The sequence below is a fragment of the Fundicoccus sp. Sow4_H7 genome (assembly GCF_052115865.1).
Lineage (GTDB): Bacteria > Bacillota > Bacilli > Lactobacillales > Aerococcaceae > Fundicoccus_A.
Genome location: NZ_JBQKME010000001.1, coordinates 17,587 through 43,143 on the forward strand (window position 1 = coordinate 17,587; position 25,557 = coordinate 43,143).

Annotated in this window: 20 protein-coding genes; 18 read left to right on the forward strand and 2 right to left on the reverse strand. The window is 36.9% G+C overall.

Annotated features, from left to right (window positions below):
• Positions 1 to 13: 13 nt before the first annotated feature.
• The 5 genes from ACTQ54_RS00080 to ACTQ54_RS00100 all read left to right on the forward strand — a co-directional run bounded on the left by ACTQ54_RS00080 (position 14) and on the right by ACTQ54_RS00100 (position 5,736).
• Positions 14 to 715 (forward strand): rhamnogalacturonan acetylesterase, encoded by a 702-nt coding sequence (locus ACTQ54_RS00080; RefSeq protein ID WP_441753794.1) that lies wholly within the window; start codon positions 14 to 16, stop codon positions 713 to 715.
• 19 nt (positions 716 to 734) lie between these two features.
• Complete coding sequence (locus tag ACTQ54_RS00085; RefSeq protein ID WP_441753795.1) at positions 735 to 2,213, forward strand: tagaturonate epimerase family protein; 1,479 nt, start codon at positions 735 to 737, stop codon at positions 2,211 to 2,213.
• Positions 2,213 to 3,616 carry a glucuronate isomerase gene (gene uxaC / locus ACTQ54_RS00090; RefSeq protein WP_441753796.1) on the forward strand — a complete coding sequence of 468 codons (1,404 nt, stop codon included), beginning with the start codon at positions 2,213 to 2,215 and terminating at the stop codon, positions 3,614 to 3,616. The genes ACTQ54_RS00085 and uxaC overlap by 1 nt, the downstream gene beginning before the upstream one ends.
• A gap of 20 nt (positions 3,617 to 3,636) precedes the next feature.
• Entirely contained in the window at positions 3,637 to 4,476 is an 840-nt protein-coding gene (locus ACTQ54_RS00095) for a sugar phosphate isomerase/epimerase family protein (protein ID WP_441753797.1), read from the forward strand.
• Positions 4,477 to 4,653: 177 nt separating this feature from the next.
• Complete coding sequence (locus ACTQ54_RS00100) at positions 4,654 to 5,736, forward strand: GntR family transcriptional regulator (protein ID WP_441753798.1); 1,083 nt, start codon at positions 4,654 to 4,656, stop codon at positions 5,734 to 5,736.
• A gap of 23 nt (positions 5,737 to 5,759) precedes the next feature.
• Here the strand turns inward: ACTQ54_RS00100 and ACTQ54_RS00105 are convergent, their stop codons facing one another.
• Positions 5,760 to 6,179: an acyl-CoA thioesterase gene (locus ACTQ54_RS00105; RefSeq protein WP_441753799.1), complete on the reverse strand. Its 420-nt coding sequence runs from the start codon at positions 6,177 to 6,179 to the stop codon at positions 5,760 to 5,762.
• Between the two features lie 121 nt (positions 6,180 to 6,300).
• Between ACTQ54_RS00105 and ACTQ54_RS00110 the strand changes: the two genes are divergently transcribed.
• The 12 genes from ACTQ54_RS00110 to ACTQ54_RS00165 all read left to right on the forward strand — a co-directional run bounded on the left by ACTQ54_RS00110 (position 6,301) and on the right by ACTQ54_RS00165 (position 23,324).
• A complete protein-coding gene (locus ACTQ54_RS00110) occupies positions 6,301 to 7,224 on the forward strand; it encodes a nuclease-related domain-containing protein (RefSeq protein WP_441753800.1) in 924 nt (307 codons plus the stop codon).
• A 392-nt stretch (positions 7,225 to 7,616) separates the two neighbouring features.
• Positions 7,617 to 9,239, forward strand: coding sequence for a xylulokinase (locus ACTQ54_RS00115; RefSeq protein ID WP_441753801.1), 1,623 nt, complete (start codon positions 7,617 to 7,619; stop codon positions 9,237 to 9,239).
• 11 nt (positions 9,240 to 9,250) lie between these two features.
• Positions 9,251 to 9,952 carry an L-ribulose-5-phosphate 4-epimerase gene (locus ACTQ54_RS00120; protein WP_441753802.1) on the forward strand — a complete coding sequence of 234 codons (702 nt, stop codon included), beginning with the start codon at positions 9,251 to 9,253 and terminating at the stop codon, positions 9,950 to 9,952.
• A 26-nt stretch (positions 9,953 to 9,978) separates the two neighbouring features.
• The gene (gene araA, locus ACTQ54_RS00125; protein WP_441753803.1) at positions 9,979 to 11,403 is read left to right on the forward strand and encodes an L-arabinose isomerase; all 1,425 of its coding nucleotides are present in this window, start codon (positions 9,979 to 9,981) and stop codon (positions 11,401 to 11,403) included.
• A gap of 34 nt (positions 11,404 to 11,437) precedes the next feature.
• Positions 11,438 to 13,693 carry a glycoside hydrolase family 127 protein gene (locus ACTQ54_RS00130; RefSeq protein ID WP_441753804.1) on the forward strand — a complete coding sequence of 752 codons (2,256 nt, stop codon included), beginning with the start codon at positions 11,438 to 11,440 and terminating at the stop codon, positions 13,691 to 13,693.
• A 13-nt stretch (positions 13,694 to 13,706) separates the two neighbouring features.
• Complete coding sequence (locus ACTQ54_RS00135) at positions 13,707 to 14,651, forward strand: glycoside hydrolase family 43 protein (protein WP_441753805.1); 945 nt, start codon at positions 13,707 to 13,709, stop codon at positions 14,649 to 14,651.
• Between the two features lie 35 nt (positions 14,652 to 14,686).
• The gene (locus ACTQ54_RS00140; RefSeq protein ID WP_441753806.1) at positions 14,687 to 16,135 is read left to right on the forward strand and encodes an alpha-N-arabinofuranosidase; all 1,449 of its coding nucleotides are present in this window, start codon (positions 14,687 to 14,689) and stop codon (positions 16,133 to 16,135) included.
• 33 nt (positions 16,136 to 16,168) lie between these two features.
• Entirely contained in the window at positions 16,169 to 17,437 is a 1,269-nt protein-coding gene (locus ACTQ54_RS00145) for a glycoside hydrolase family 27 protein (RefSeq protein ID WP_441753807.1), read from the forward strand.
• A 20-nt stretch (positions 17,438 to 17,457) separates the two neighbouring features.
• Positions 17,458 to 18,957 carry an arabinosylfuranosidase ArfA gene (gene arfA, locus ACTQ54_RS00150; protein WP_441753808.1) on the forward strand — a complete coding sequence of 500 codons (1,500 nt, stop codon included), beginning with the start codon at positions 17,458 to 17,460 and terminating at the stop codon, positions 18,955 to 18,957.
• 191 nt (positions 18,958 to 19,148) lie between these two features.
• Complete coding sequence (locus tag ACTQ54_RS00155) at positions 19,149 to 19,367, forward strand: hypothetical protein (protein WP_441753809.1); 219 nt, start codon at positions 19,149 to 19,151, stop codon at positions 19,365 to 19,367.
• 18 nt (positions 19,368 to 19,385) lie between these two features.
• Entirely contained in the window at positions 19,386 to 21,392 is a 2,007-nt protein-coding gene (locus ACTQ54_RS00160) for a TIM-barrel domain-containing protein (RefSeq protein WP_441753810.1), read from the forward strand.
• 300 nt (positions 21,393 to 21,692) lie between these two features.
• Entirely contained in the window at positions 21,693 to 23,324 is a 1,632-nt protein-coding gene (locus ACTQ54_RS00165) for a glycoside hydrolase family 43 protein (protein ID WP_441753811.1), read from the forward strand.
• 37 nt (positions 23,325 to 23,361) lie between these two features.
• Here the strand turns inward: ACTQ54_RS00165 and ACTQ54_RS00170 are convergent, their stop codons facing one another.
• Positions 23,362 to 24,276 (reverse strand): ArsR/SmtB family transcription factor, encoded by a 915-nt coding sequence (locus ACTQ54_RS00170; RefSeq protein ID WP_441753812.1) that lies wholly within the window; start codon positions 24,274 to 24,276, stop codon positions 23,362 to 23,364.
• A gap of 324 nt (positions 24,277 to 24,600) precedes the next feature.
• Here ACTQ54_RS00170 and ACTQ54_RS00175 point away from each other — a divergent pair, with 324 nt between their 5' ends.
• Positions 24,601 to 25,545, forward strand: a complete 945-nt coding sequence (locus ACTQ54_RS00175; RefSeq protein WP_441753813.1) for a glycoside hydrolase family 43 protein — start codon at positions 24,601 to 24,603, stop codon at positions 25,543 to 25,545.
• The last annotated feature ends 12 nt before the right edge of the window (positions 25,546 to 25,557 follow it).

Genomic DNA, 25,557 nt, shown 5'->3' on the forward strand with positions numbered 1-25,557 from the left:
TAGGGGAAATCGTATGACAAGTTTATTTATTATGGGAGATTCAACGGCTTCAATTAAGTTGGCTGAAAAACATCCTGAGACAGGCTGGGGAGAAGCTCTGCGTTTCTTTTTAAAAACAGAAGTTAATCTTTACAATTTTGCACAAAATGGTCGTAGCACAAAATCATTTGTTGATTTAGGTGATTGGGGTTTAGTTTTGGAGAAATTATCGGAAGGTGATTTTGTTCTGATTCAGTTTGGGCATAATGATCAAAAATTAGAAGATGAAACACGCTATACCGACCCCAATACCACTTACAAAGAAAATATTAAACACTTTGTAAAAATTATCAGAGAAAGAAAAGCCTACCCTATTTTACTGACCTCTTGTAGTCGACAAGCTTTTGACTTAGATGGTCAAAAAAGAGTCGATACCATTGGGGAATATCCTAAAGCAATGCAAGCAGTGAGTGAAGAATTAGGCACTGAATTTTTAGATATCTATCAATACAGTTATGATTTGCAAATCGTTATAGGTTTTGAAAATAGCAAGCAGTTGTTTTTACAAATGGAAAGTAATCAACATCATAACTACTTTGATGGAATAGTAGACCAGACACATTTTTCACCTTATGGTGCTTTTACTATCGCAGAACTTTTTGTGAAGAAGGTTATTGAAAATAATTTATCATTGGTCAAATTATTCAATCCACTCGGATATAAGATAAATAATTAATTTTTAAGGAGCATAATGAATGAGTGAACTAACAGAAACAAATCAATTTTTTGATGCAATTTACCCGAATTCAAAACAAAGCTATGAAGGTAGTCATATTTACATGGCAAAAAAAGATGGCCAAGACTATGTCGTTGTAAAAGGCCAAAGTGATTTTTATGATGAACTTGAAGGCGATATTTTGGACAATGGCGAAAAAGTAGCTTTAGCTAACCACGCAACCCGCCTCGTATTAAATAAATACTTTGATTATACTGTTCCGCAAGCATTTGGAACAGAAATAGCAACAATAGGACTTGGAGATCGTTTAGGTTTAGCGGGTAGAGGTCAATTATTAGCGGTAAAAGGACATGCTGTTCGTCCTGTATTAGCGCAACAAAGTATCCGCGAGTTAAACCTAACCAATCGTAGTTTAACTGATGTCTTAGATGCTGCCGCTTTTGCAGTTTTCAAAGAAAATTATCATCTTGGCTTTGGCGCAGACGGAGACCATTTAAAACTAGAAGAAGATATTGAATATGCCTTAAATACAGGCGTTTCAATGTTAACGCTCGATTGTTCTGATTATATTGATAATCAAGTAACCGAGTATAGCGCCCAAGAATTAGAAGAAAAATATTTAGAAATTGATGCTGATTCACGTAAAGAATGGGAAGCAACTTACTTAGAAAAAGAATTTGATTTTGAAGATTTCAGCATTCACTTTGATAAAGCAACCTTAATGTACAATGCGGTTCAATATCATGCCGGTATCGAATATATGATTAAAATTTTCAATAAATATGTTCGTCCATTAGATAAGGGAATTGATTTTGAAGTTTCTATTGATGAAACCATGACAGTTACTTCACCAGCATCCCATTTCTTTGTAGCGAATGAACTATATAAGCATGATATTAAAGTAAATAGTTTAGCACCACGCTTTATTGGTCAATTCCAAAAAGGTATTGACTATATGGGAGATATTGAAGCCTTTGAACTAGACTTCAGTCAACATTGTCAAATTGCAGATCATTTTGGTTATAAAATTTCTGTTCACTCTGGAAGTGATAAATTTAGCGTCTTTCCAATTGTAGCTAAATATACCAAAGGTCGTTTCCATGTAAAAACGGCAGGAACAAACTGGTTAGAAGCGCTAAAAGTGATTGCGTCACATGACTATGATTTATTTAGACAATTATACAAGTTTGCTATGGATAATTTTGCAGAAGCACAAAAATATTATTATATTACACCTGATCTTTCAAACCTTCCTAATATCGATGATCTAAAAGATGAAGAATTGGTCAATTATTTAGCCGATGATAATGCAAGACAGTTACTGCATGTCACTTATGGCTTAATCTTGACAAATAAAGATGAAAATGATGAACACTATCTTTTCCGTGATCAAATTTATGCGAGTTTAGATAAGTATGACAATGAGTATGCCGATACATTACATCAACATATTAAAAAACACATCGATTTACTGAATGTTGCAAAGGAGAATGTATAATGACATTTATTCATGATGATTTCATGTTAGAAAACGAAACAGCTAAACGTTTGTATCACGAATATGCAAAAGATATGCCAATATTCGATTACCATTGCCACATATCACCCCAATTGATTGCCGAAGATTATGCATTCGAAGATATTGGTGAAATTTGGTTAGCAGGAGACCACTATAAATGGCGAGCTATGCGTGCAAATGGTGTTCCTGAACGATTAATTACAGGAGATTCGACGAATAAAGAAAAGTTTGAAGCTTGGGCAGCAACTGTGCCTAATACAGTTGGAAATCCATTGTACCACTGGTCAGCAATGGAGTTAAAAACCTACTTTGGTGTAGATGAATTATTAAATGAGGATAACTGGGAATCAATTTATGAACAAGCTAATGCCAAAATTAAGGATGAAAAATTAACGGCACGTAAATTGATTGAGATGTCCAATGTTCATTTAGTTGGGACAACAGACAATCCAGATGACTCCTTAGAGTATCATGTGGCTTTAAAAGATAGTGATTTTGGTCCGAAAGTTGTTCCTTCATTTAGACCCGATGCTGCTTTAGATGTAGCAAGTGATCGTTTTAGAAAATTCATTAAAGACATTGGAGTAGTAGTTGGTGAAACCATCGACTCTTATGCAGCTTTAGTAAGTGCTTTAGCTAAACGAATTGATTTCTTTGATGAGTTAGGAACAGTAGCTTCTGATCATGCTTTGGAAACAATCGATTATATCGAGAAAGATGACACTTATATTGAAGCTGTGTTTCAAAAAGCAGTAGACAATGATACACTTACGAAAGAAGAGAAAACCGCCTATCAAAGTAGATTATTATATGATTTAGCTGGCTTTTATACAGAGAAAAATTGGGTTATGCAGATTCACTTTGGTGCATTAAGAAATAATAACTCTAAATATTTTGATTTACTAGGTTACGATACTGGTTTTGACTCTATTCGTGATACAGCCAATGATGCGTTTGGACTAAACCGTCTTTTAGATGCTTTTTCAGCCAATGAAAGACTACCAAAAATGATTTTATACCCCTTAAATCCAAATCAATTTGATACTATTGCAAGTACAATTGCCAACTTCCAAGTGAATGACCAAGGCGTGAAGTCTAAAATCCAGTTAGGTTCTGGTTGGTGGTTTAATGATACAGAACGCGGTATGATTCACCAAATGGAAGCATTAGCCGACCATGGCTTATTGATGCATTTTGTTGGAATGTTGACAGACTCACGTAGCTTTGTCTCCTATCCACGTCATGATTATTTCAGACGTATTTTGTGTCAATTGATTGGGGAAAAAGTCGAAAAAGGTAAAATACCAAACGATGAGAAACTGTTGAAACAATTAATTGAAAATATCTCGTTTAATAATGCGGTAAGATATTTTCAAAAATAGTTAATTAACAAGGAGGATCCATGACTTATCCATTAAATTTAGGTATCCGATTGCATGATGTAGAAGGGAAAACGTTTGAAGAACGCATTAAAAAGGTAGCTTCTTTTGGGCTATCTCATGTTCAACTAGCTCCCCTCAAGGTTTATGATGAGTTAACTAAAATTCAAGATGTTTCACAAGGTTTTGCTATGCAAAGTAGACAAATTCTTAGAAAATATAACGTTGATATTTGTGTGTTAGGAAGCTATATCAACTTATCACATCTTGATGAAAATGTGAGACAAGATGAATTAGATAAATTTTATTATTCATTGAAGATGGCAGAAAGTTTTGGTGCAGGTTTAGTTGGTACAGAAACAGGTAGCGTTGGAAAAGGTTATACAGAGGATAACTTTACAGAAGAAGCGTACCAGATCGTTAAAGAATCAGTGCAAAAAATGGTTAAAATTGGAGAGCAATTTGGCAAAATTGTAGCTATCGAAGCCGGTGTTAATCATCCTATTTATACCGTCGATCATTTACTGAGACTCGTTGAGGATGTGAATTCTGAGAATATTCAGGTAATTCTTGACCCAGTAAATCTAATGACACTTGAAAACTATCATAATCAAACAGAAATTACTAAAGATGCTTTTAAACGTCTGGATCCATATATTCAAGTGATTCATCTGAAAGATTTTGATGTTCAAGATGGCAAACTTGTCCCAGTAGCTGTTGGACAAGGCTTGATGGATCATAAACCATATATCGAGTACGCCAAATACCACCGTCCAGGAGTCCAAATTAGTTTTGAAGATACGAAAGATAAAGATTTACAAAAGAGCTTAGACTATATTGCTGATTTGTATGAGCAAGTATAGGTAAAATTAAAAGATGACTAGCCTCAAGTGTTAAGCATAAATTCTAACATTTGGGGCTATTTTATTTATTAATAAAATTGTGATAACAACATTCTCCTTGTAATCTCTATTCGAATCAATTATGATAAGAGGGCATAACCTGTCCGAACAGGTTGAGATGAATCTAGGAGTATGAAAATGAACAAAACTAAATACCAAATTGTGGCCGATGACTTACGTAACAAGATTTTGCTGAATGAATATTTACCAGACGAAGCTATTCCATCAGAATTGCAGTTACAAGAGATGTACGAGGTAAGTCGCCATACCGTACGTGAAGCGATTAATATTTTGGTTAATGAAGGCTACCTAAGAAAGAGGAAGGGATCTGGAACTTATGTCGATTCCAACAAACCTACTTTACAAAATAACCAGACAACTTTAAAAACAGTGGGGGTCATTATTTCTTATATGTCTGACTATATTTTTCCAGATATTGTGAGAGGAATTGAACGTACCCTTCGGCAATACGGTTATTCCTTTATGCTTGCAAGTACAGGGAATGACTATCAGCAAGAAAAATTATGTTTAGAGCAAATGATAAGCCAAGGTGTTCAAGCATTAATTGTGGAGCCGACCAAGAGTAATCAATTTAATCCCAATTTAGCTTTATATACGAGTATTCGAAATAGCGGGATTCCAGTTGTTATGATAAATGCCAACTACGAAGAGTTAGACCTTCCTTCAATCGCTTTAAACGATGTGAAGAGTGGATTTGTCGCAGCAGAAGCCGTAATGAAAGTAGGGCACAAAGATATCTTATTAGTCAGCAAAATTGACGACTTGCAAGGGAAACTGAGAATGAAAGGCTTCTTTAAGGCTTGTGAGCAATACAAAATCGATTTCAAACCAGAAAATATCCTGACATATACGACAGAAACCCGTAAAGAAATTGCTTTCCAGGCATTAGAGAAATTGAGAAAGTCACCCAATATTACGGCGGTTGTCGGCTACAATGATCAAATTGTTTATCAAATTATCGCTTTGTTAAACCAATATGATATTCAAGTGCCAGAAGATATATCCATTGTAGGTAACGACCACTATATAGCACCAACGATTAATCAAATCGACTTAACAACCATTGAGCATCCAAAAGAGCAATTGGGGATGGATGCAGCCAAGTGGGTTGTAGAAGCCATTCATAATCAACAATATGGCAAGAGTATTTTCTATGAACCGAAATTAATCGCCGGTTCAACGGTAAAAAACCTAAATTAAAACAAAAGGATTCATGAACGTTATCATGAATCCTTTTTCAATGCTTTTTCTAAAGCATCTAAAATATGTGGATGCGTCCTCTTTAACGAAGTTGGTCGACCAGTTTCACTTAAAATATAGCAATGGCTAGACGAACCTGTTGTCGTTAATTCTCCCGTTTCCTCGTTATAAATTTCATAAGATAACTCCATTCGAAAGGCTGTAAACATTTCAACGGCAACATGAATTTGTGCAGTGTCGCCAAACCTTAAAGGCTTTTTAAACTGACTGTCAACAGCCAATACAGGAATACTAATTCCCTCGTCACTCATCTTCTTATAATTATAACCTAACTCACTCAAATAACTTATTCGAGCTTCTTCAAACCACCGAATATAATTGGAATGGTGGACAATCTGCATCGCATCGGTTTCGTAAAACTGCACCGTATGTAGATATTTCAAATCAAAACCCCCTCAATAAATATCACTATCTATTATCTAACTTTAAATTCAAAAATAAAAGTGGAAATGCTCATTTTTGGTGTATATATGTATAGGAATATTTTTTACAGGAGGTATTTATTTGAGAGAGAATTTTGAATTAGAGCAGTTGAAGTTACTTAAACAACGAGCCATGTTTTTCACATCAGATCAAAATAAGAAATATTATACACTGAACCAAGGTAACAAAGGGGAAACAGATATGTTTCGGTTTATTGAATGCTATGGCAGTTCTTATTGGAAAATATTTAGTAATTTTTGGTTTGAACACGGAAAACGGATGGAAGCTGATTTTATTATCGTTATGCAGGATCAAAGGTTAGTTTTAGAAGTTAAAAATTATGATGGTCAATTTAAATTGATTGATGGGAAAAATTATCTCAATCATGTTCTTATAGATTCTGATATTTTTAATCAAATGACTTATCGATTAAATCGACTAAAAATTATTGCAGCTAATGTCGATCCGCAAATTCGTGTTCATGGCGCAGTAGTATTTATTGGTGAGAATTGCGAGATTGAAATAAATAATTCTTTCGAATTTGAAGTTTTACAACGACATCAGTTGAAGTGTTGGTTGAGAAAAATACGAGAACTGACGGATTATCCAATGCATTCAAAGTATATTAAAGAGTGTTGCGATGTGTTGAATGCTGTTCGAATTGAGAATCCATTTAAAGCTCGATCATTATCTGATGAGGATTTTTTTAAATTAAAGAAAGGTATCATTTGTATGAATTGCACAAATCTTGGAATACAAACGACTCATAAAAAAGTATCCTGTCAGTTTTGCGGAATGGCAGAGAGAAAATCAGATGTCATTCTTCGAATGGGGCGTGAACTTCGTATTCTTTTTTATGATCATCCAGAAAAAGTGACGGTTAATAATTTATATCAATTAGCTGGCGGTACGATAAGTAAAGTAAGTATTTTAAAGGTTTTTGAAAGAAATTATAAGAAAAAAGGTAGTATTAGAAAACAATACTATGAAATTAAACTAGATTAGTTTTTGCATGCTCTTTTATCGCTAACAATATTCGTTGATAGTTAGTGATGCTGGGTTTATCGCTAACAATATTCGTTGATAGTTAGTGATGCTGGGTTTATCGCTAACAATATTTGTCAATAGTTAGTGATACCGGGATTATCGCTAACAATATTTGTCAATAGTTAGTGATACTGGGATTATCACTAACAATATTCGTCAATAGTTAGTGATACCGGGATTATCACTAAGAATCAACTTAAATAATTAGTGATAATTAGTTTATCAACGAGAAAATCCTCACATTAATTAAAAACCCTTACAAAGATGTACGAACATATAAAAAATAATTGTTGACATATACGGACAAAAAAGTATAATGAAAGTGAAAAGTGTCAAAGGAGGATAAATGGGTGGCTGAAAATAGAAAAAAATGGATTCAACAGCAAATAAAAGACAAACAGACATATTTAGGTATTGAATTAGGTTCAACTCGTATCAAATCAGTATTAGTTGCAAATGATTTCCAACCGATTGCAAGTGGAGAACATGAATGGGCGAATAGACTTGAAGATGGAGTGTGGACCTATTCTTTAACGGACATTTGGAAGGGTTTGCAGGAAAGCTATCGTAAAATGGCAGATCAAGTTAAAGAAAATTATCAAATGGAATTAACTGAAATAGGAGCCATGGGCTTTAGCGCCATGATGCATGGTTATTTAGCTTTTGATCAAGATAACGAGCTACTTGTCCCGTTTCGAACTTGGCGAAATGCCATGACGGAAGAAGCTGAAAAGAAATTAACTCAAGCTTTCAATTTTAACATTCCTCAAAGGTGGAGTATCGCTCATCTTTATCAAGCCATGTTAAACCGAGAAGAACATTTAGATAAAATAGATTTTTTTACGACATTGGCAGGATATGTCCATTGGCAATTGACGGAAGAAAAAGTTTTAGGTATCGGCGATGCTTCTGGTATGTTTCCTATTGATAGTCAAACGAAAGATTATGATGAGCGGTATTTATTAGACTTTAAACAATTAGCCAAAGACGAAGGATTCGATCTTGACCTACAACAACTGCTTCCAACGGTTAAAGTTGCGGGTGAACTCGCAGGAACGCTGACCGAAAAAGGCGCTAAACTCTTAGACCCAACAGGCACGTTAAAGACTGGTATTCCGATTTGTGCTCCTGAAGGTGATGCAGGTACTGGGATGGTTGCCACCAATAGTGTCTTACCTCGGACTGGAAATGTGTCAGCTGGAACATCCGTTTTTGCCATGATTGTCCTAGAAGAAGCACTCAAAAATGTCCACCCTGAAATTGATATTGTAACAACCCCGACGGGCGAACAAGTTGCCATGGTTCATGCCAATAATTGTTCAACTGAAATTGACGCCTGGGTAAGGATTTTCAAAGAATTTACGTCCCAATTAAATTTAGATATCGATCTTCCGACCATATATGCGGCCTTATTTAATACAAGCCGTGATGCTAATCCAGATGGGGGTGGCTTATTAGCTTATGGTTATCATTCTGGCGAAAATATTACCAAAATGCCAGTCGGACGACCACTTTTTGCACGGACACCTGATGCATCCTTTAACCTTGGAAACTTTATGCGAACGCAATTGTTAACCGCTTTTGGCGCCTTGCGAATTGGGATGACGATTTTAGAAGATGAGGCAGTTGAAATTGATCAGCTCGTGGCTCACGGTGGCATTTTCAAAACCCCTGAAATCGCACAAGAAATTCTTGCTGCTGCTATGAAAACACCTGTAACCGTTATGGAAACAGCTGGTGAAGGTGGCGCATGGGGAATGGCAGTCCTAGCTGCATACTTGAATAACAATTTAACTAACAAACCGCTATCACTGCCAAACTTCTTAACCCATCAAGTTTTCCAAGCCGATAAAGGAGTTACGATCGAAGCGAGTCAAGCATCGATTGAAGGTTACGATGTCTTTATTCAAAGGTATCTAGAAGGTCTACCGATTGAAAAGTTAGCAGGCGAATTGTTGTACACAAATAATTAAGGAGTGAAAAGATGTTAGAAGCACTGAAGGAAGCCGTTTTTAAAGCGAATTTAGAGTTACCCGAGCGCGGATTAATTAAATATACCTGGGGAAACGTCTCAGCATTTGATCCAGAATCAGGCTACTTTGTGATTAAACCAAGTGGTGTTGACTACGATACCATGACGGCAGATGATATGGTTGTTTTGGACTTAGATAACAACGTCATTGAAGGCGATTTAAGACCTTCATCGGATACCCCAACTCATGCCGTGATTTATAAAAACTATCCCGATATTCGATCCATTGTCCATACTCACTCACCTTGGGCAACCATTTGGGCGCAAGCAGGTTTAGATGTTCCAGCAATGGGAACAACTCATGCGGACACCTTTTATGGAACCGTCCCTTGTGCACGATTCCTGACTCAAGAAGAAATTGAAACCGCCTACGAACACAATACCGGTGAATTAATCGTCAATACATTCAAAGAACGTAATTTAGATCCAATGGCGATTCCCGCTGTCCTCCTCCATGGACATGGACCTTTTACTTGGGGGAAGACGCCTGATGAAGCTGTTATGAACAGCGTTGTTCTAGAAGAAGTTTGCCGGATGAATTTTTATAGCCGCCAACTGAATATTTACGCTGAACCACTACCGCAAGCTATTTTAGACGTACATTATTTAAGAAAACATGGAAAAGATGCTTACTACGGTCAATCCAAAAAATAAATATCAATGATGAGGAGCCTATGCTTATGCTAAAAAATACAGAAAAAGAATTTTGGTTTGTTGTTGGATCACAAGACTTATACGGTGATGAAGCCTTAAAACAGGTAAAGCAAAATGCAGAAAAAATAACTGCTAGCCTGAATGAAACAGAAAATTTACCTTATTCAATCAAATTACAAGATATCGCAGTCTCAGCGGCATCCATCACAAAAGTCATGAAGGAAGCAAATTATAATGACAAGGTTGCAGGTGTAATTACTTGGATGCATACCTTTTCACCAGCAAAACTTTGGATTAGGGGAACACAATTGCTCCATAAACCATTATTACATCTATCCACACAAGTAAACCAAGCCATTCCATGGGATACCATTGACATGGACTATATGAATCTACATCAATCCGCTCACGGTGACCGTGAATACGGCTATATCAATGCTCGCCTAAAGAAACACAATAAAGTGTTGGTTGGCTATTACGAAGATGAAAAGATTCAAAAACAAATTGCAGCATGGATGGATACAGCCGTGGCTTATGAAGAAGGCTTTAACATCAAAGTAGCACGATTTGGTGACAATATGCGTGATGTAGCAGTAACAGATGGTGATAAAATTGAAGCTCAAATTCAATTAGGTTGGACAGTAGATTATTTTGGAATTGGTGATTTAGTTGAAGTGATAAACCAAGTTACAGATGAAGAAGTTGATACACTCTTTGACCAATACAAAGAACTCTATGATTTCGATTACGGTAATTATGAAAAAGAAAATTGGGAATCCGCAGTTAAAGTCCAGGCCCGCTATGAAATTGCTCTAAAAAACTTTTTAGACGCAGGAGGCTATACTGCTTTTACGACCAACTTCCAAGACTTACATGGAATGCAACAATTACCTGGTCTAGCTGTTCAACGCCTAATGGCAGAAGGCTATGGTTTTGCAGGAGAAGGAGATTGGAAAACAGCCGCCTTATCGCGTCAATTAAAAGTCATGTCCCATAATCAAAATACAGGCTTTATGGAAGACTACACTTATGAATTGACCCCTGGCCAAGAAGCTATTTTACAGTCACACATGTTAGAAGTTGACCCAACACTGGCCAACAACAAACCGAAAATCGTCGTTAATCCACTTTCAATTGGTGACCGTCAAGATCCAGCACGCTTAGTCTTCGATGGTAAAGCAGGAGATGGTGTGGTTGTTTCTCTCGCTGATTTTGGTACCCACTTTAAACTCTTAGTCAATGAAGTTGAAGCCTTTGAGCCAACAACCAAAGCGCCAAAACTTCCGGTGGCTCGTGTACTTTGGAAAGTAAAACCAAACTTCCACGATGGCGTTAAAGCATGGATTGAAGCAGGTGGCGGCCACCATACGGTTGTTTCACTGAATGTCAACACTGACCAAATTTTAACTTGGGCCAAGTTGACCGGCTTAGAGGTTACATTAATCAAATAAATATCAGCCATAATAATCAAATAGGAGTAATTAAATGAAATGGACAGCAACCAATCACATTACACTAACAGACCCCTATTTAGTGAATGCTGAACAAAAGTTACTGGACTACTTATTAAGTTTTGACGAAGATAAATTACTATACGAGTTTTACCAAGTGGCTCAACTAGAAGCCCCTACTTCAACCGGTTATCAAGGTTGGGAACGCAGTGATTTAATCAATTTTAGAGGGCATTTCCCAGGTCACTATTTATCAGCCGCAGCACTCGCTTTTAAAGCCAGTGATGACCAAGCTATACAAAATAAACTCGAGCAGAAATTAGAAAATATGGTCAAGCAATTAGGTCATATTCAAGAAGCATATGCTGCCATTAATCCTGCTAGTGCAGGCTATCTATCTGCATTTACTGAAGCATCTTTAGATGCCGTTGAAGGCATTCCAGCGCCAGCAAATCAAGCTGAAAACAATCTAGTCCCTTGGTATATCCTCCACAAGGTTTTAGCTGGATTGTTGGATGTGCATGAGGTATTTATTCAAAAAAATGATGCTTTAAGTCAATTAGCTCTTGAGATTGCGACTCGCTTTGGGGATTACATTTACAAGCGGATGATGCGGCTAAAAGATAAACAGCTGATGTTACAAATTGAGTATGGTGGTATGAATGATGCGCTCTATCGCTTATTTACTTTTAGTAAAAATCCAAATCATCATACAGCAGCGACTTATTTTGATGAAGTAGAGCTTTTTAAAGCCTTAGCTAGAGGGGAAGATGTCTTAGCTGGCAAGCATGCCAATACTATGATTCCTAAGTTTCTAGGTGCACTTAGTCATTACGAGACGACTGAAAATCCAGAGGAGATGTATTTAACAGCAGCGATTAACTTCTGGGATATTGTAATCAACCACCATACATACGCAACGGGTGGTAATAGCCAAAGTGAGCATTTTCATCTAGCAGATGAACTTTATCATGATGCAGCTATTCGTGTGGGTGATTGTACATGTGAAACATGTAACACTCATAATATGTTGAAACTCACGCGACGACTTTATCAATTGACTCACGATAGCAAGTATCTCGATTATTACGAACGGACTTACATTAACGCCATTTTAGCATCACAAAACCCAGAAACAGGTATGATGATGTATTTCCAGCCGATGGATGCGGGCTATAACAAAGTCTACAACCGCCCTTATGATGAATTTTGGTGTTGTACAGGCACAGGTATCGAAAGTTTTGCTAAATTAAGCGACACTTTCTATTTCAGTGATGAAGATACACTCTTTATCAATAGTTATTTTTCTAACCAATTACATTTAGCAAAAGCCAATTTATTACTAAACCTACAATCAAATGCCGATTTTAGCCAAATAAATATCACTGCCACTGCCATTGATTCTAATCAGCCCATATTAATTCAAGAATTGGCTTTTAGAATCCCGAACTGGTCACAGAAGACAAGGATTGAAGTTGATGGCCAAGGTCAGGAAGTTTCAAATGAGGCAGATTTTATTTTTGTTGCACTGGGTAAGGAAATCCAGCTGTCATTTGATCCTCAGCTTCAATTCGAAGCGACACCAGATAATCCAAATTATGGTGCATTAGTTTATGGACCCTTTGTATTAGCTAGTCGCTTAGGTAATGAAGCCATGGATGCGGATAATCCTAATGGGATATTAGTTCGTGTAGGTACAAAATTAGATTATTTAGAAACGGATATTATCGTTGAAAAAGAAGACTGGTTAAGTGACATAAAGCCTATTGAGAGCGAAAAATATTCAATGGCTTTTGAACTCAAGGCTAGCAACCAGCATGTCGAATTTGTTCCCTATTATCAAATTCATGATGAGCGTTATGGAATTTACCATCTTTATTTAACTGCAGCAAACAATAAACAAAAAAATGGGAAATCGGATCAAATTGTCGATTCGCTCAATAATTTTGATCATAACAATAGTGAGTTTGCTAAAGGTTTAGAATTCAACCATTCATTTATTGCAACAAAAGAAGGCAAAAACTATCGTATCGCAGAAGACAATGGTTGGTTCGCTTATGATTTTGGAAAGCTTAAGAGTCCAGTTAATAAAGTTCGTTTCGTTTTCCATCAAGAAGACCTAAATAAAGAATTGCAGTTAACGATTAATGATAAGCGTTATTCAATAGCAGTTGAAGGACTAAATGCAGAGGTATTTATTGAAAAAGAAATTGAAATTGAAGAGGCAGGCGAATTGTCTATTCGTTTTGGAGCTGGCGTAGGAATTTTTGGTATATATTTATTAGGATAGGAGATTAGAATTCATGATTTACAACAAGCCCTTTGTCATTGAACGGGCAGACCCTTGGGTTTATAAGCATACAGACGGTTATTACTATTTCACTGGTTCCGTGCCAGGTTATCAATCGATTGAAGTGAGACGAGCAAAACAAATCAATGATTTAGAAGAAAATGCTGAAATTGTTACGGTTTGGCAAGCTCATGACACAGGATTACAAAGTGAATTAATTTGGGCACCTGAGATTCATTTTATTAATGGCAGTTGGTATATCTATTTTGCAGCAAGTGATCATCCACATATTCGCGATCAACACCACCATCACCGGATGTTTGTGATTAGCAATGATTCGCCTAATCCATTAGAAGGTGAATGGGAAGAAAAGGGGCAAGTGAAGACCCAATTTGAAAGTTTTTCGTTAGATGCGACCGTCTTTAATTTGAATAATCGTTTGTACTATGTGTGGGCACAATTAGACCCGCGTATCCCTGGGAATTCCAATTTGTATATTTCAGAAATGGAAAATCCGTGGACATTAAAAGGGAAGCAAACCTTATTGTCGATTCCGGAATATGACTGGGAAAAGCAAATTTATCTAGTTAATGAAGGGCCTGCTGTGATTATTCGCAATAATAAGGTGTTCATCAGCTATTCTGGCAGTGCAACTGATGAAAATTATGCGATGGGCTTATTGTGGGCGGATGTGGACAGTGATTTATTGGATGGTTATTCTTGGCATAAGAGTCCTGATCCAGTGTTTGTTACATCTGAGAAAAATCAAGCCTTTGGTCCGGGGCATAATTCTTTTACCAAATCAGAAGATGATGCACATGATGTTTTAATTTATCATGCTCGACCTGAAGCGAATAAGACGGGCGATCCTTTAGCCAATCCTAACCGTCATGCCTTTGCTAAGGTATTTACTTGGGATGAAGAAGGGTTTCCAAAGTTTGGTGAAGCTGGCGAATAAATTCATATAGAATTCAAACATTAGAGGAGAAATAAATGAATAAAGTAATTGATTTAAACAAAAAAGGACCCGAAATTAGCAAGTATATTTATGGACATTTTTCAGAACATTTAGGCCGTTGTATTTATGAAGGTTACTGGGTGGGCGAAGATGAAGAAGAGATAGAACATGTGAATGGGATTCGCCAAGATGTCGTTCGTGCTTTAAGAGAAATCGATATTCCGGTTTTAAGATGGCCAGGTGGTTGTTTTGCGGATGAGTATCATTGGAAGGATGGTGTTGGCCCTCGTGAAGACCGTCAAGCCATTGTGAATACCCACTGGGGTGGTGTTACAGAATCCAACCATTTTGGTACTCATGAATTTTTTGAGCTCGTTCGTCAACTAGGAACAGAAGCTTATATTAACGGAAACGTTGGTAGCGGTAGTGTATCAGAAATGCAAGAATGGGTTGAATACATGACAATGGATGGCGAATCGCCGATGTCCAACTGGCGCCGTCAAAACGGTCAAGATGAACCTTGGAAAGTGAAGTTTTTCGGAGTGGGTAACGAAAGCTGGGGTTGTGGTGGAAATATGCGCCCTGAATATTACTCTGACTTATATAACCGCTATCAGACTTATGTCCGTCAATACAGTGATGACAAATTATATAAAATTGCTTGTGGCCCTAATATTGATGACTACAATTGGATGGAAATCTTGATGCGCTATTCTACCCGCTTTATGGATGGAATTAGCTTGCACCACTATGCCCTAACAGGACCATGGGAAGATAAAGGTCCTGCGACTGATTTCCCTGTTGAACATTGGGATTCTCTCATTACCAGTGCTTACAAAATGGATGAATTTATTACCAACCACAGTGCCATTATGGATAAATACGATCCTGACCGCCGTGTTGACTTAATTGTCGATGAGTGGGGAAGCTGGTTGGCTGTTGAGCCAGGGACGAATCCAGGCTTTTTATACCAACAAAATACGATTCGTGATGCCATGGTAGCTGCCATTACCTTAAACATTTTCCATAAACACGCAGGCCGCGTCCATATGGCTAATATTGCACAGACAGTGAATGTTTTACAAGCCATGATTTTAACAGAAGGCAAAGAAATGATTAAAACACCAAGTTTTTATGTTTTCTACCTTTATAAATACCATCAAGATGCGGTTGAAATCGAAACGCATGTTGATCGCAATGATCCACTGACCTATACCTTATCTGAAAAAGATGGTGTCTTAACCTTAAGTTTATGTAACTATTCAATGGATGAAGCTCAAGACTTATCCTTAACCATCGAGCAGTTAGGCGAACTCGTGTCGGCTGAATACATTGTGGGTCAACATAATGATGACCACAATACCTTTGAACAACCAGACAATATCCAGTTATTGGATTTTGACCAATATGATCTATCAAACGATAATTTAAAAGTAACAGCACCACCAATGTCTGTTATAAGTATAAGAGCCAAAATCAAATAAATATCACTGCAAAAAACGAAAAAGGAGTAAATAATGAAAAAACATCTATCTTATGCTCCCACACCGCCAATGGGCTGGAATTCTTGGGATTGTTTTGGAGCATCCGTAAGAGAAGAGGAAGTAAAGGCGCATGCAGATGTCATGGCTGACAAGTTGTCAGCCTATGGTTGGGAATATGTGGTAGTGGATATCCAGTGGAGTGAACCTGAGGCGTCTTCGACACGTTACAATGACTTTTATCCTTTAAATATGGATGAGTATTCACGGTTAATTCCGGCTGAAAATCGTTTTCCGTCTGCTAAAGACGGAAACGGCTTTAAGCCTTTGGGCGATTATATCCATGCCAAAGGATTGAAGTTTGGCATTCATATGATGCGCGGAATCCCGCGTCAAGCAGTCCATCAAAATACGGCACTTAAAGGTACAGACAAAAGAGCCCGTGACATCGCTTTGAATAATATTTGCCCTTGGAATTCGGATATGTATGGGGTAAATGTGGATATGCCAGAAGGGCAGTTATACTATGATTCATTAATCGAATTATATGCTTCATGGGGTGTAGATTTTATTAAGGTAGATGATATTGCTGATTCAAAAATCTATCATGATGCACATAAAAAAGAAATTGCAGCAATTCAAAAAGCAATCCAAAAAGTTGGCAGACCAATGGTGTTATCCTTATCACCCGGCCCTGCTGCTTTGAAAAATGGTACTTTTTTCCAAGACCACGCTAATATGTGGCGCTTAACAGATGATTTTTGGGATCATTGGGATGCCTTATATCATATGTTTGACCGTACAGCAGAATGGGCACCTTATGTTCGGCCTGGCAATTGGCCGGATTGTGACATGTTGCCTCTTGGCCATATCGGGATTCGAGCCGTTGATGGTGGTGGTGGAGATAATTGGACACGCTTTACTCAAAATGAGCAATACTTATTAATGAGTTTATGGACTATATTCGGCTCGCCTTTAATGTTTGGAGGTACTTTACCAGACATTGATGACTTTACTTTAAAATTGTTAACGAATACATCCGTTCTACAAATGTACCATCAAATTGTTGAAAGAAGACAAATACATCGTGAGGCTGAATGGATCGTATGGGAAGCTCAATCGGAAACAGACACTTACTATGCTTTCTTCAATGTAAGTGACTATAAAATGCCTATTCCTGAGGAATTGAAGGCTTTAGTTGAAGGTAATAGTATAGAAGACTTATGGCATGGAACAACAAATTTGAAAGATGAGGCATGGATGGTTCCGAGTCATGGAGTCTTGTTGGGGCAAGTGAACGACTAGAGAGGAGAAGTAAATAGCAGATGAAAGCAAGCATGCAAATTTCTAAGAATTTTCAGATTTCAAAAATCGATGATCGATTATATGGATCATTTATTGAGCATATGGGACGAGCTGTTTATGAAGGTATTTATGAACCGGACCATCCTACCGCAGATGAAAAAGGTTTTCGTAATGATGTAAAAGAACTGATTCAAGAATTAAATATCCCCTTGATTCGCTATCCAGGTGGTAACTTTTTATCCGGTTACAATTGGGAAGATGGGATTGGACCAAGAGAAGAAAGACCAAAGCGTTTAGATTTAGCTTGGAAGACAATTGAAACCAATGAAGTCGGTTTACATGAATTCTTTGATTGGTCGCAAGAAGCGAATGCAGAAATAAATATGGCAGTTAACCTGGGGACACGTGGGGTAGATGACGCGCGCAGATTAGTTGAATATTGTAACTTTCCTTCGGGAACTGAATTATCAGATTTAAGACGTCAAAATGGACATGAAGAACCATTTGCGATTAAAACCTGGTGCTTAGGAAATGAAATGGATGGACCTTGGCAAATTGGACAAAAATCTGCCGTTGATTATGGGAAACTAGCGGCTCAAGCTGGAAAAGCGATGAAATTAGTCGATGATAGTATTGAGTTAGTTTTATGTGGAAGTTCAAGTTCTGAAATGCCAACATTCGCATCTTGGGAAGCTGAAGTCTTGGAAGAAGCTTATGATTATGTCGATTACTTATCATTACACCGCTACTATGGGAATCAAGAAAATGACTTAGAAAATTATTTAGCCAAATCAATCGATATGGATAATTTTATTAAGTCAGTAATTGCTGTCTGTGATTATGTAAAAGCCAAAAAGAAAAGTAAGAAGACCATTAATTTGTCATTTGATGAATGGAATGTATGGTACCACTCTAATGAACAAGATTCTAAAAATGAGCCATGGCAAATTGCACCGCCAATTTTAGAAGATGTGTACAACTTTGAAGATGCTTTGCTGGTAGGTTGTTTATTAATCACATTGATGAAAAATAGTGATCGTGTGAAAATTGCTTGTCTAGCTCAATTAGTTAACGTCATTGCACCTATTATGACCGAAAAAGATGGTCCGGCATGGCGCCAAACAATCTTTTATCCATTTATGCATGCCTCTTTATATGGACGAGGCATTGCTTTAACACCAAATGTCCAAGTGGATACCTATGATTCAAAAGATTTTGCTGATGTTCCTTATTTAGAATCGATTGCTGTCTTGAATGAAGATGAAAATGAGCTGGTTATATTTGCTGTCAATCGTTCAAAAGACGAAAGTATCGCATTAGATTGTGAACTATCCGATATTGAATTAGGTCAATTAAAAGAAGCAACAGAACTTGCTGGCTTTGATATCAAAGCGATCAACAATAGAGATGAAGAAGTTGTAAAAACAAGCAATAACAAAGATGTGACTGTCGAAGCACATCGAGTGAAGGCTCAATTAAAGCCATTATCATGGAATGTTATACGTGTAAGCTTGGTATAACTATATTTTTAGGATGTAAATTTAAAAAGGAGGGGATATTTATTTGCCGCTATGTTAACGCTATCTTTTTTTTAGGTGGAAAGGAGTGGTATATCCTAATATAAAAAAACGATTCTGCTTTAAGTTGAAACAATATCTCAATAGTTTATTCCGCTGATGCATTTCTTAGTAAAAATAAAGGAGATTATTTAATGAAAAAACAATTAAAGGCGTTATTAACAGTAGGATTGGTGAGTAGTTTATTCGCAGGATTGACAATAGAAAATGTAAATATAGTTAATGCACAAGATGCGGTACCATTAAGAGCAATATTTTTAAAACACCCATATGAAAATAATCAAATCAATTGTTGGATTGAGGATGGGAGAACACTGCAATTACAATTGAGTGCTAGCTGTTTTCCTAATTGAATATAGGAGGATTTTAATATGACTGTCTTTACTAATGGTGAGACTTATCTTGAGTTTCAAAATAACAATGAACGTGTACGAATAATACCTTGGGGATTAAATAGTTTTCGGGTAGTAGCGACTCCTAACGGACCTATAGATTTAACTTCAACAGCACTATTGGAACAGCCAATAATTAAAGATGAGGTGATTATCGAAATCCTAGAAAATGAAGCTGCTATACAATATGGCAATATTAGAGCTGTTGTCAATTCAAAAGGTTGGTCTAATGTTTTTGGACGCATCAGCTTTTATGATGAGAATGGTACACTTCTTTTGTCGGAAGCAGATGGTGGAGGTGCATTACTAAAAAAACCTCGTAATTTTCGTTCTCAAATAGGTGGTGATTACCGTTTAATAGCTACTTTTTCTGCTAATGAGGGTGAGAAAATTTACGGTATGGGTCAATATCAACAAGATATATTGGACTTAAAAGGTTGTAATTTGGAATTGGCTCATCGTAATTCTCAAGCTTCTGTACCATTTTACTTATCAAATAAAGGCTATGGGTTCTTGTGGCATAATCCTGCTGTCGGATCAGTATCTTTTGGTTCGAATAATACCGAATGGCGTTCTGACAGCACAAAACAATTAGATTATTGGATAACTAGAGGGAAAACTCCAGCGGAAATTGAAGAACAGTATAGTGCAGTAACAGGTAGGGTTCCAATGATGCCTGAATACGGGTTAGGTTTTTGGCAAAGTAAACTTAGATATGTGAGTCAAGAAGAAGTCTTGGAAGTAGCAAGAGAGTATAACCGTCGAGGTGTAAAAATTGATGTTTTAGTGATTGATTATTATCATTGGCCGCGTTGTGGTGATTATCGCTTTGATAACCATTTTTTCCCAAATGTTAAAGAAATGGTGGAAGAGTGTCGTTCTTATGGTATTGAGTTGATGGTTTCTATTTGGCCTCAAATCGATGTTCGAAGTGAGAATTTCCAAGAGATGAAAGAAAGTGGTTTGTTGGTTCAAACTGCCCATGGGATTGATGTTCAAATGATTTTTCATGGTAATAATGTCTTTTATGATGCGACCAATCCAGAAGCACGTAAATATATTTGGCAAAAGGTTAAAGATAACTATCGGGACCAAGGAATTCGTCTCTTTTGGTTAGATGAGGCAGAACCAGAGTTTGGAACTTACGACTTTGATGCTTATCGTTACTATACTGGTAGTGTTTTACAGAAAGGAAATCTATTTCCTCGTGAGTACATTCGTGGATTTCATGAAGGAGAAATGAAAGATTTCGGTGAAAATACAGTTAAGCTAGTGCGTTGTGCGTGGGCCGGTAGTCAGCGGTATGGTGCTTTGGTTTGGTCCGGCGACATCCACTCTACTTATCAAGATTTCAAAAATCAAGTAGTGGCAGGCATACAGATGGGAATTGCCGGAATTCCGTGGTGGACAACAGATATTGGTGGTTTCCATGGAGGGGATGTTCATACAGATGGATTTAAGGAACTTTTAATTCGTTGGTTCCAATTTGGAACTTTTAGCCCAGTCATGCGAATCCATGGTTCTCGTATACCTCACCGCGAAATAATAAATTCGAATGGTGAAACTACTGAACAAAGTGGTGAAGCGAATGAAATATGGAGCTATGGTGAAGAAAATTATACAATCATGAAAAAGTTTATTGATATTCGTGAAAAAATGAGAGATTACAACCGAAACTTAATGACCCAAGCCCATGAGCAAGGAGCTCCGATTTTACGAGGGATGTTCTATGAGTTTCCAAATGATATTGAAACATGGGACTTGAATGACCAGTATATGTTCGGTGGCGATGTCTTAGTTGCACCAATAATGGAAGCCGGTGCTCAAGTACGAAAAGTATACTTACCACAAGGGGCGAATTGGACTGATGCTAGAGATGGTGTTATCTATGAAGGTGGTCAATGGATTTTATCTGAAGCAAAAATTGATACACTTCCTATCTATTTGCGGGATGGGAGACAAGAGTATTTGGTTGGTATAGTCTAGTCATCAAGGAACAATTAATAAAAAATATTATCAGTAACTTTTATATTGTATTTCTATGCGTTAGTCGTATAGTATGTCATTATTGAAGTTGAAGTTTTTAATCCTAAATAATTTGGACTATTAAATAATTTTTACCTTCGTTTTACTCTACAATTCCAATAAAACGGAGGTTTTTCGTCATTATCATTAATATTCAAAATTGTAGTTTAAGTACATTTGACAACTAAAGAATGTATTTATTTCAAAATTCATGTTATTGGAGTAGAAAGATTATTGTATAACGAGGAGTGATATCAACTAATGATCACACTATTAAATCTGGTGACATCTGCTTTGTTAATTTTACAAACGGTCCCTCACCAACCAGTTAGTAAAAATGAGGTGGAAGAAATGGAACAAAAACCATGGGAAACAGTGCAGCATAAAGAAATATCGGTCCATGATCCATCCATTTATTCTTTTTTAGATGAGGATGGAAAAGAGATTTTTTATGTGTTTGGTACCCATATTGCGCAAGCTAAATCAAGAGATTTAATTACTTGGGATGTTCCTAATAATAGTGAATATCAAAATATGGAAGATAACTTAATCTTTGGCAATACGGTTGAGAATTTAGCTGAAACTTTTGAGTGGTCCGGGCATAATGATGCAGATTCAGAAGGAGGATTTAACCTTTGGGCACCTGACGTGATTTGGAACCCAGATTTTAAATGGGCTAATGGAGACCTTGGCGCTTTCCAGATGTACTATTCTGCTAGTTCAACTTGGCGACGTTCAGCCATTGTCACAATGGTATCACCTACCATAGAAGGTCCTTATCGCTACGTTGACACCATTATTTATTCGGGATTTTCAGAAGAAGATGGGCGAGACGGTAGTGATCGCAATATTAATTACCATGGGACACATCTGGATGAATTGATTGAAGCAGGAGTAATCGATGGTTTTAACCCTAAATGGACGAAAACGTTAGGGAGAGAATACAATACAGATTATGCGCCAAATGCCATTGATCCAACTGTATTTTTAGATGAAAATGACGAATTGTGGTTAGTTTACGGTTCTTGGTCAGGAGGAATTCATGTTTTACCACTTGATCCAGAAACGGGTACACCCATTTATCCAGCTGTTGATGGAGAAACAGAGGATGGACGCTCGATTGATCGCTATTTTGGAACTAAAATTTCAGGAGGTCATCATCAATCAGGTGAAGGACCTTACATCCATTACAACAAAGATACTGGCTACTACTATTTATGGTTAACTTATGGTGGGTTAAACCGTGATGGTGGATATAATATGCGTCTTTTCCGCTCTGAGACAGTAGATGGTCCGTATTTAGATTTCAATGGTAATGATGGAATCATTGATTGGGGCGATGTCAACGATAGTTTCGGAATTAAATTAATGGGAAATTACAATATTGCGGGCTTAAAAGGAGTAGGCTATAAAGCACCAGGACATAACTCTGTTTTAGTGGATGCCAACAATAACTGGTTTAATGTTTTCCATGTTCGGTTTAATACCAATAATGAAATGCACCGCTTAAGAGTTCATCAAATGGTCTACACCGAATCAGGCTGGCCAGTCACCTTGCCTTACCGCTATAACGGTGTTTTAGCAGAATCAATTACTAAAGATTCTGAGCAAGTCGTTGGAACATATCAATGGGTCGACCACGGTAATACCACAAGTGGCGATATGATTGTTAATCAAGAAATACGTTTAACTTCGGATGGAATGATTGAAGGAGACCAAGCTGGGACATATGAATTGACTGCTAATGGTCAAATCCATTTAGAAATTAACGGTGAGATTTTTGACGGTGTGATTGTAGAACAACAGGATGAATTCGACCAAAATCGACTTGTCTTTGCGGCCTACGGCCAAAATAATCAAACGGTCTGGGGTATTCAAATAAATAATGAATAGCCAAGGTAAGCTTAGCTATTCATTATCGATATAATATTTAATTTTGTTCAACATAGTACAGATTAAGTGCGATATTTTGGTCATTATTGCCAAAACTTTCTCCGAAAATAGTTAGGCCACCTTTATTGATTGCATTTTTATCAATAGCAAATTTCAAATAGATAAAGGGCTCTGCGTTTAAATTAAGGTGGTTAAGAGAAACAGGCGAACTATAAACCCCATTAAAGGCTGTATCAAATGTATTCATACGGATGTGTAACATTTCACCGTATTGGCTGAATTGATCATGCCACCATTCTGGGTTTAAGCGTCCACGTGTGTCTGAATAGTTTCCTTGAATCGTGTGAACACCGATTAAGTGGTTATTAATATAAATGGATATATCACTTGGCCATTTATTGTTAGATAGGGGAAATTCAGATGCAATTTCTAAATTGATATCAAGCAGTTTTGGTTCTTGACCGTTTTTCAATGGATTGGGAATTTTATATTCCACATAGCCATCGCTAAACCATAAAATATCTGCTTCATTACGTTCCGGATGCATAAAGCTACGTTCATCGTCAACGTCACCAATCATATGTGTTTTGCTGGCTAAGCCGCAAGTTGGAAAGACCATAAAGTCAATATATTGTCCAAGCCGAATATCTAAAGAGTGTAAATCATAGGGATGATAAACGCGGAAAGGAAAGACGATTCGAGCTTGATCTATTCTCATACTCACCAATTTTTTGTTACGATTTTCATTTCTACCACGGATTGAATTCAATAAACCAGCATCTTCAAGTTGTTGAACATGGCGAGAAATAATGGCGTTGCTTAAGTTCAAAAATTCTGAAATTTCTGAAATACTTTTTTCGTCTGCCCCAATAAAATTTAAAATGTCTAAACGTGTTTGACTGGCTAATGCTTCATAAACTTTTAAGGAGTGGGATGATAAATCGAGCTCCATATTACACCTCATTTAACTTTTTGGTTAATTTAAATACTGAGTAAATTTAATTGTATTGCAGGATTTAACTGATAAGTAGTAAATGCAAATAATAACACAATTGGATTGACACCGCTTTCTATCAATGGTAATTTTGATATCGAGAATAACGTTATTAATTGTTCACAAAGAGGAGGGCAGAGATATTTACTATTAGTATACAACAGCATTTAACTAAAAAGCTAGTATTGCTTTACTAGCTATGAGGTGAGTACCATTAAAAATTTTATGAATTTTATATTAATTACTATCGTAATGATGATAACTTTTGGAGGCGTTAATCAAGTGAATGCAGAAGAATTGACCTATCAAAATCCTTTAGGAAGGATTAAAAATATAGGTGATCCTTTTATTATGAAGACAGATAATGGCTATTATATGTATGCTACTTCAGCAGCTGGATATGGCTTTAAAGCTTGGCATAGTGAAAACTTAGTGGATTGGCGAGAACAAGGACTTGTATATGACAATCGCCGGCAAGAAGAACCTTGGGGGACAGGTGACTTTTGGGCACCAGAAGTCATTGAACATGACGGTCATTTTTATATGACCTTTAGTGCGCGTACGCAAGAAGGAACGTTGCGTATAGGTATTGCCAAATCAGATTCTGAAATCGGACAGTTCGTTGATTTAAATGCGGATTTAGTTAATGAAGCTGGTTCCTATATCGACGGACATATTTTAAAAGATGAGGGTAAGTTCTACTTATATTATGTCAAGGATGTGCATGATAATGTCATCAATGGAAGAAGAGTTAGTCAAATTTTAGTTCAGGAAATGTCACCAACTCTCGATGAATTAGTTGGCGAGCCAACTTTAGTCTTAACACCGGATCAAGATTGGGAGCATCCTTTACGTCAAGAAACTTGGAATGAAGGACCCTTTGTTTTAAAACATGACAATCTATATTACTTAATGTATTCAGCGAATATGTTTTTAGATCCTGATTATGGTGTAGGTTATGCAGTTGCCGATAACCCAATGGGGCCATTTACTAAATATGAAAACAATCCTATTTTATCAAAAAACTTAGAAATTGGTGTGTCTGGACCAGGACATAATAGTGTTACAACAGGACTGGATGGGGAGACCTTATATATGGTTTACCATATCCATGCGGATCCTGAAAGACCTTCTGGTAATAGACAAATGTCGATTGATCGCTTGTATTTTGAAGATGGTGTTTTAAAGTTGGATGGACCGACAATGTCTGAACAGAAATTATATTAATATCATTCGAAG

Coding starts and splice junctions, on each gene's coding strand:
- ACTQ54_RS00080 (WP_441753794.1), top strand. CDS start 14: ATGACAAGTTTATTTATTATGGGAGATTCAACGGCTTCAATTAAGTTG.
- ACTQ54_RS00085 (WP_441753795.1), top strand. CDS start 735: ATGAGTGAACTAACAGAAACAAATCAATTTTTTGATGCAATTTACCCG.
- uxaC (WP_441753796.1), top strand. CDS start 2,213: ATGACATTTATTCATGATGATTTCATGTTAGAAAACGAAACAGCTAAA.
- ACTQ54_RS00095 (WP_441753797.1), top strand. CDS start 3,637: ATGACTTATCCATTAAATTTAGGTATCCGATTGCATGATGTAGAAGGG.
- ACTQ54_RS00100 (WP_441753798.1), top strand. CDS start 4,654: ATGAACAAAACTAAATACCAAATTGTGGCCGATGACTTACGTAACAAG.
- ACTQ54_RS00120 (WP_441753802.1), top strand. CDS start 9,251: ATGTTAGAAGCACTGAAGGAAGCCGTTTTTAAAGCGAATTTAGAGTTA.
- araA (WP_441753803.1), top strand. CDS start 9,979: ATGCTAAAAAATACAGAAAAAGAATTTTGGTTTGTTGTTGGATCACAA.
- ACTQ54_RS00130 (WP_441753804.1), top strand. CDS start 11,438: ATGAAATGGACAGCAACCAATCACATTACACTAACAGACCCCTATTTA.
- ACTQ54_RS00135 (WP_441753805.1), top strand. CDS start 13,707: ATGATTTACAACAAGCCCTTTGTCATTGAACGGGCAGACCCTTGGGTT.
- ACTQ54_RS00140 (WP_441753806.1), top strand. CDS start 14,687: ATGAATAAAGTAATTGATTTAAACAAAAAAGGACCCGAAATTAGCAAG.
- ACTQ54_RS00145 (WP_441753807.1), top strand. CDS start 16,169: ATGAAAAAACATCTATCTTATGCTCCCACACCGCCAATGGGCTGGAAT.
- arfA (WP_441753808.1), top strand. CDS start 17,458: ATGAAAGCAAGCATGCAAATTTCTAAGAATTTTCAGATTTCAAAAATC.
- ACTQ54_RS00155 (WP_441753809.1), top strand. CDS start 19,149: ATGAAAAAACAATTAAAGGCGTTATTAACAGTAGGATTGGTGAGTAGT.
- ACTQ54_RS00160 (WP_441753810.1), top strand. CDS start 19,386: ATGACTGTCTTTACTAATGGTGAGACTTATCTTGAGTTTCAAAATAAC.
- ACTQ54_RS00165 (WP_441753811.1), top strand. CDS start 21,693: ATGATCACACTATTAAATCTGGTGACATCTGCTTTGTTAATTTTACAA.
- ACTQ54_RS00170 (WP_441753812.1), bottom strand. CDS start 24,276: ATGGAGCTCGATTTATCATCCCACTCCTTAAAAGTTTATGAAGCATTA.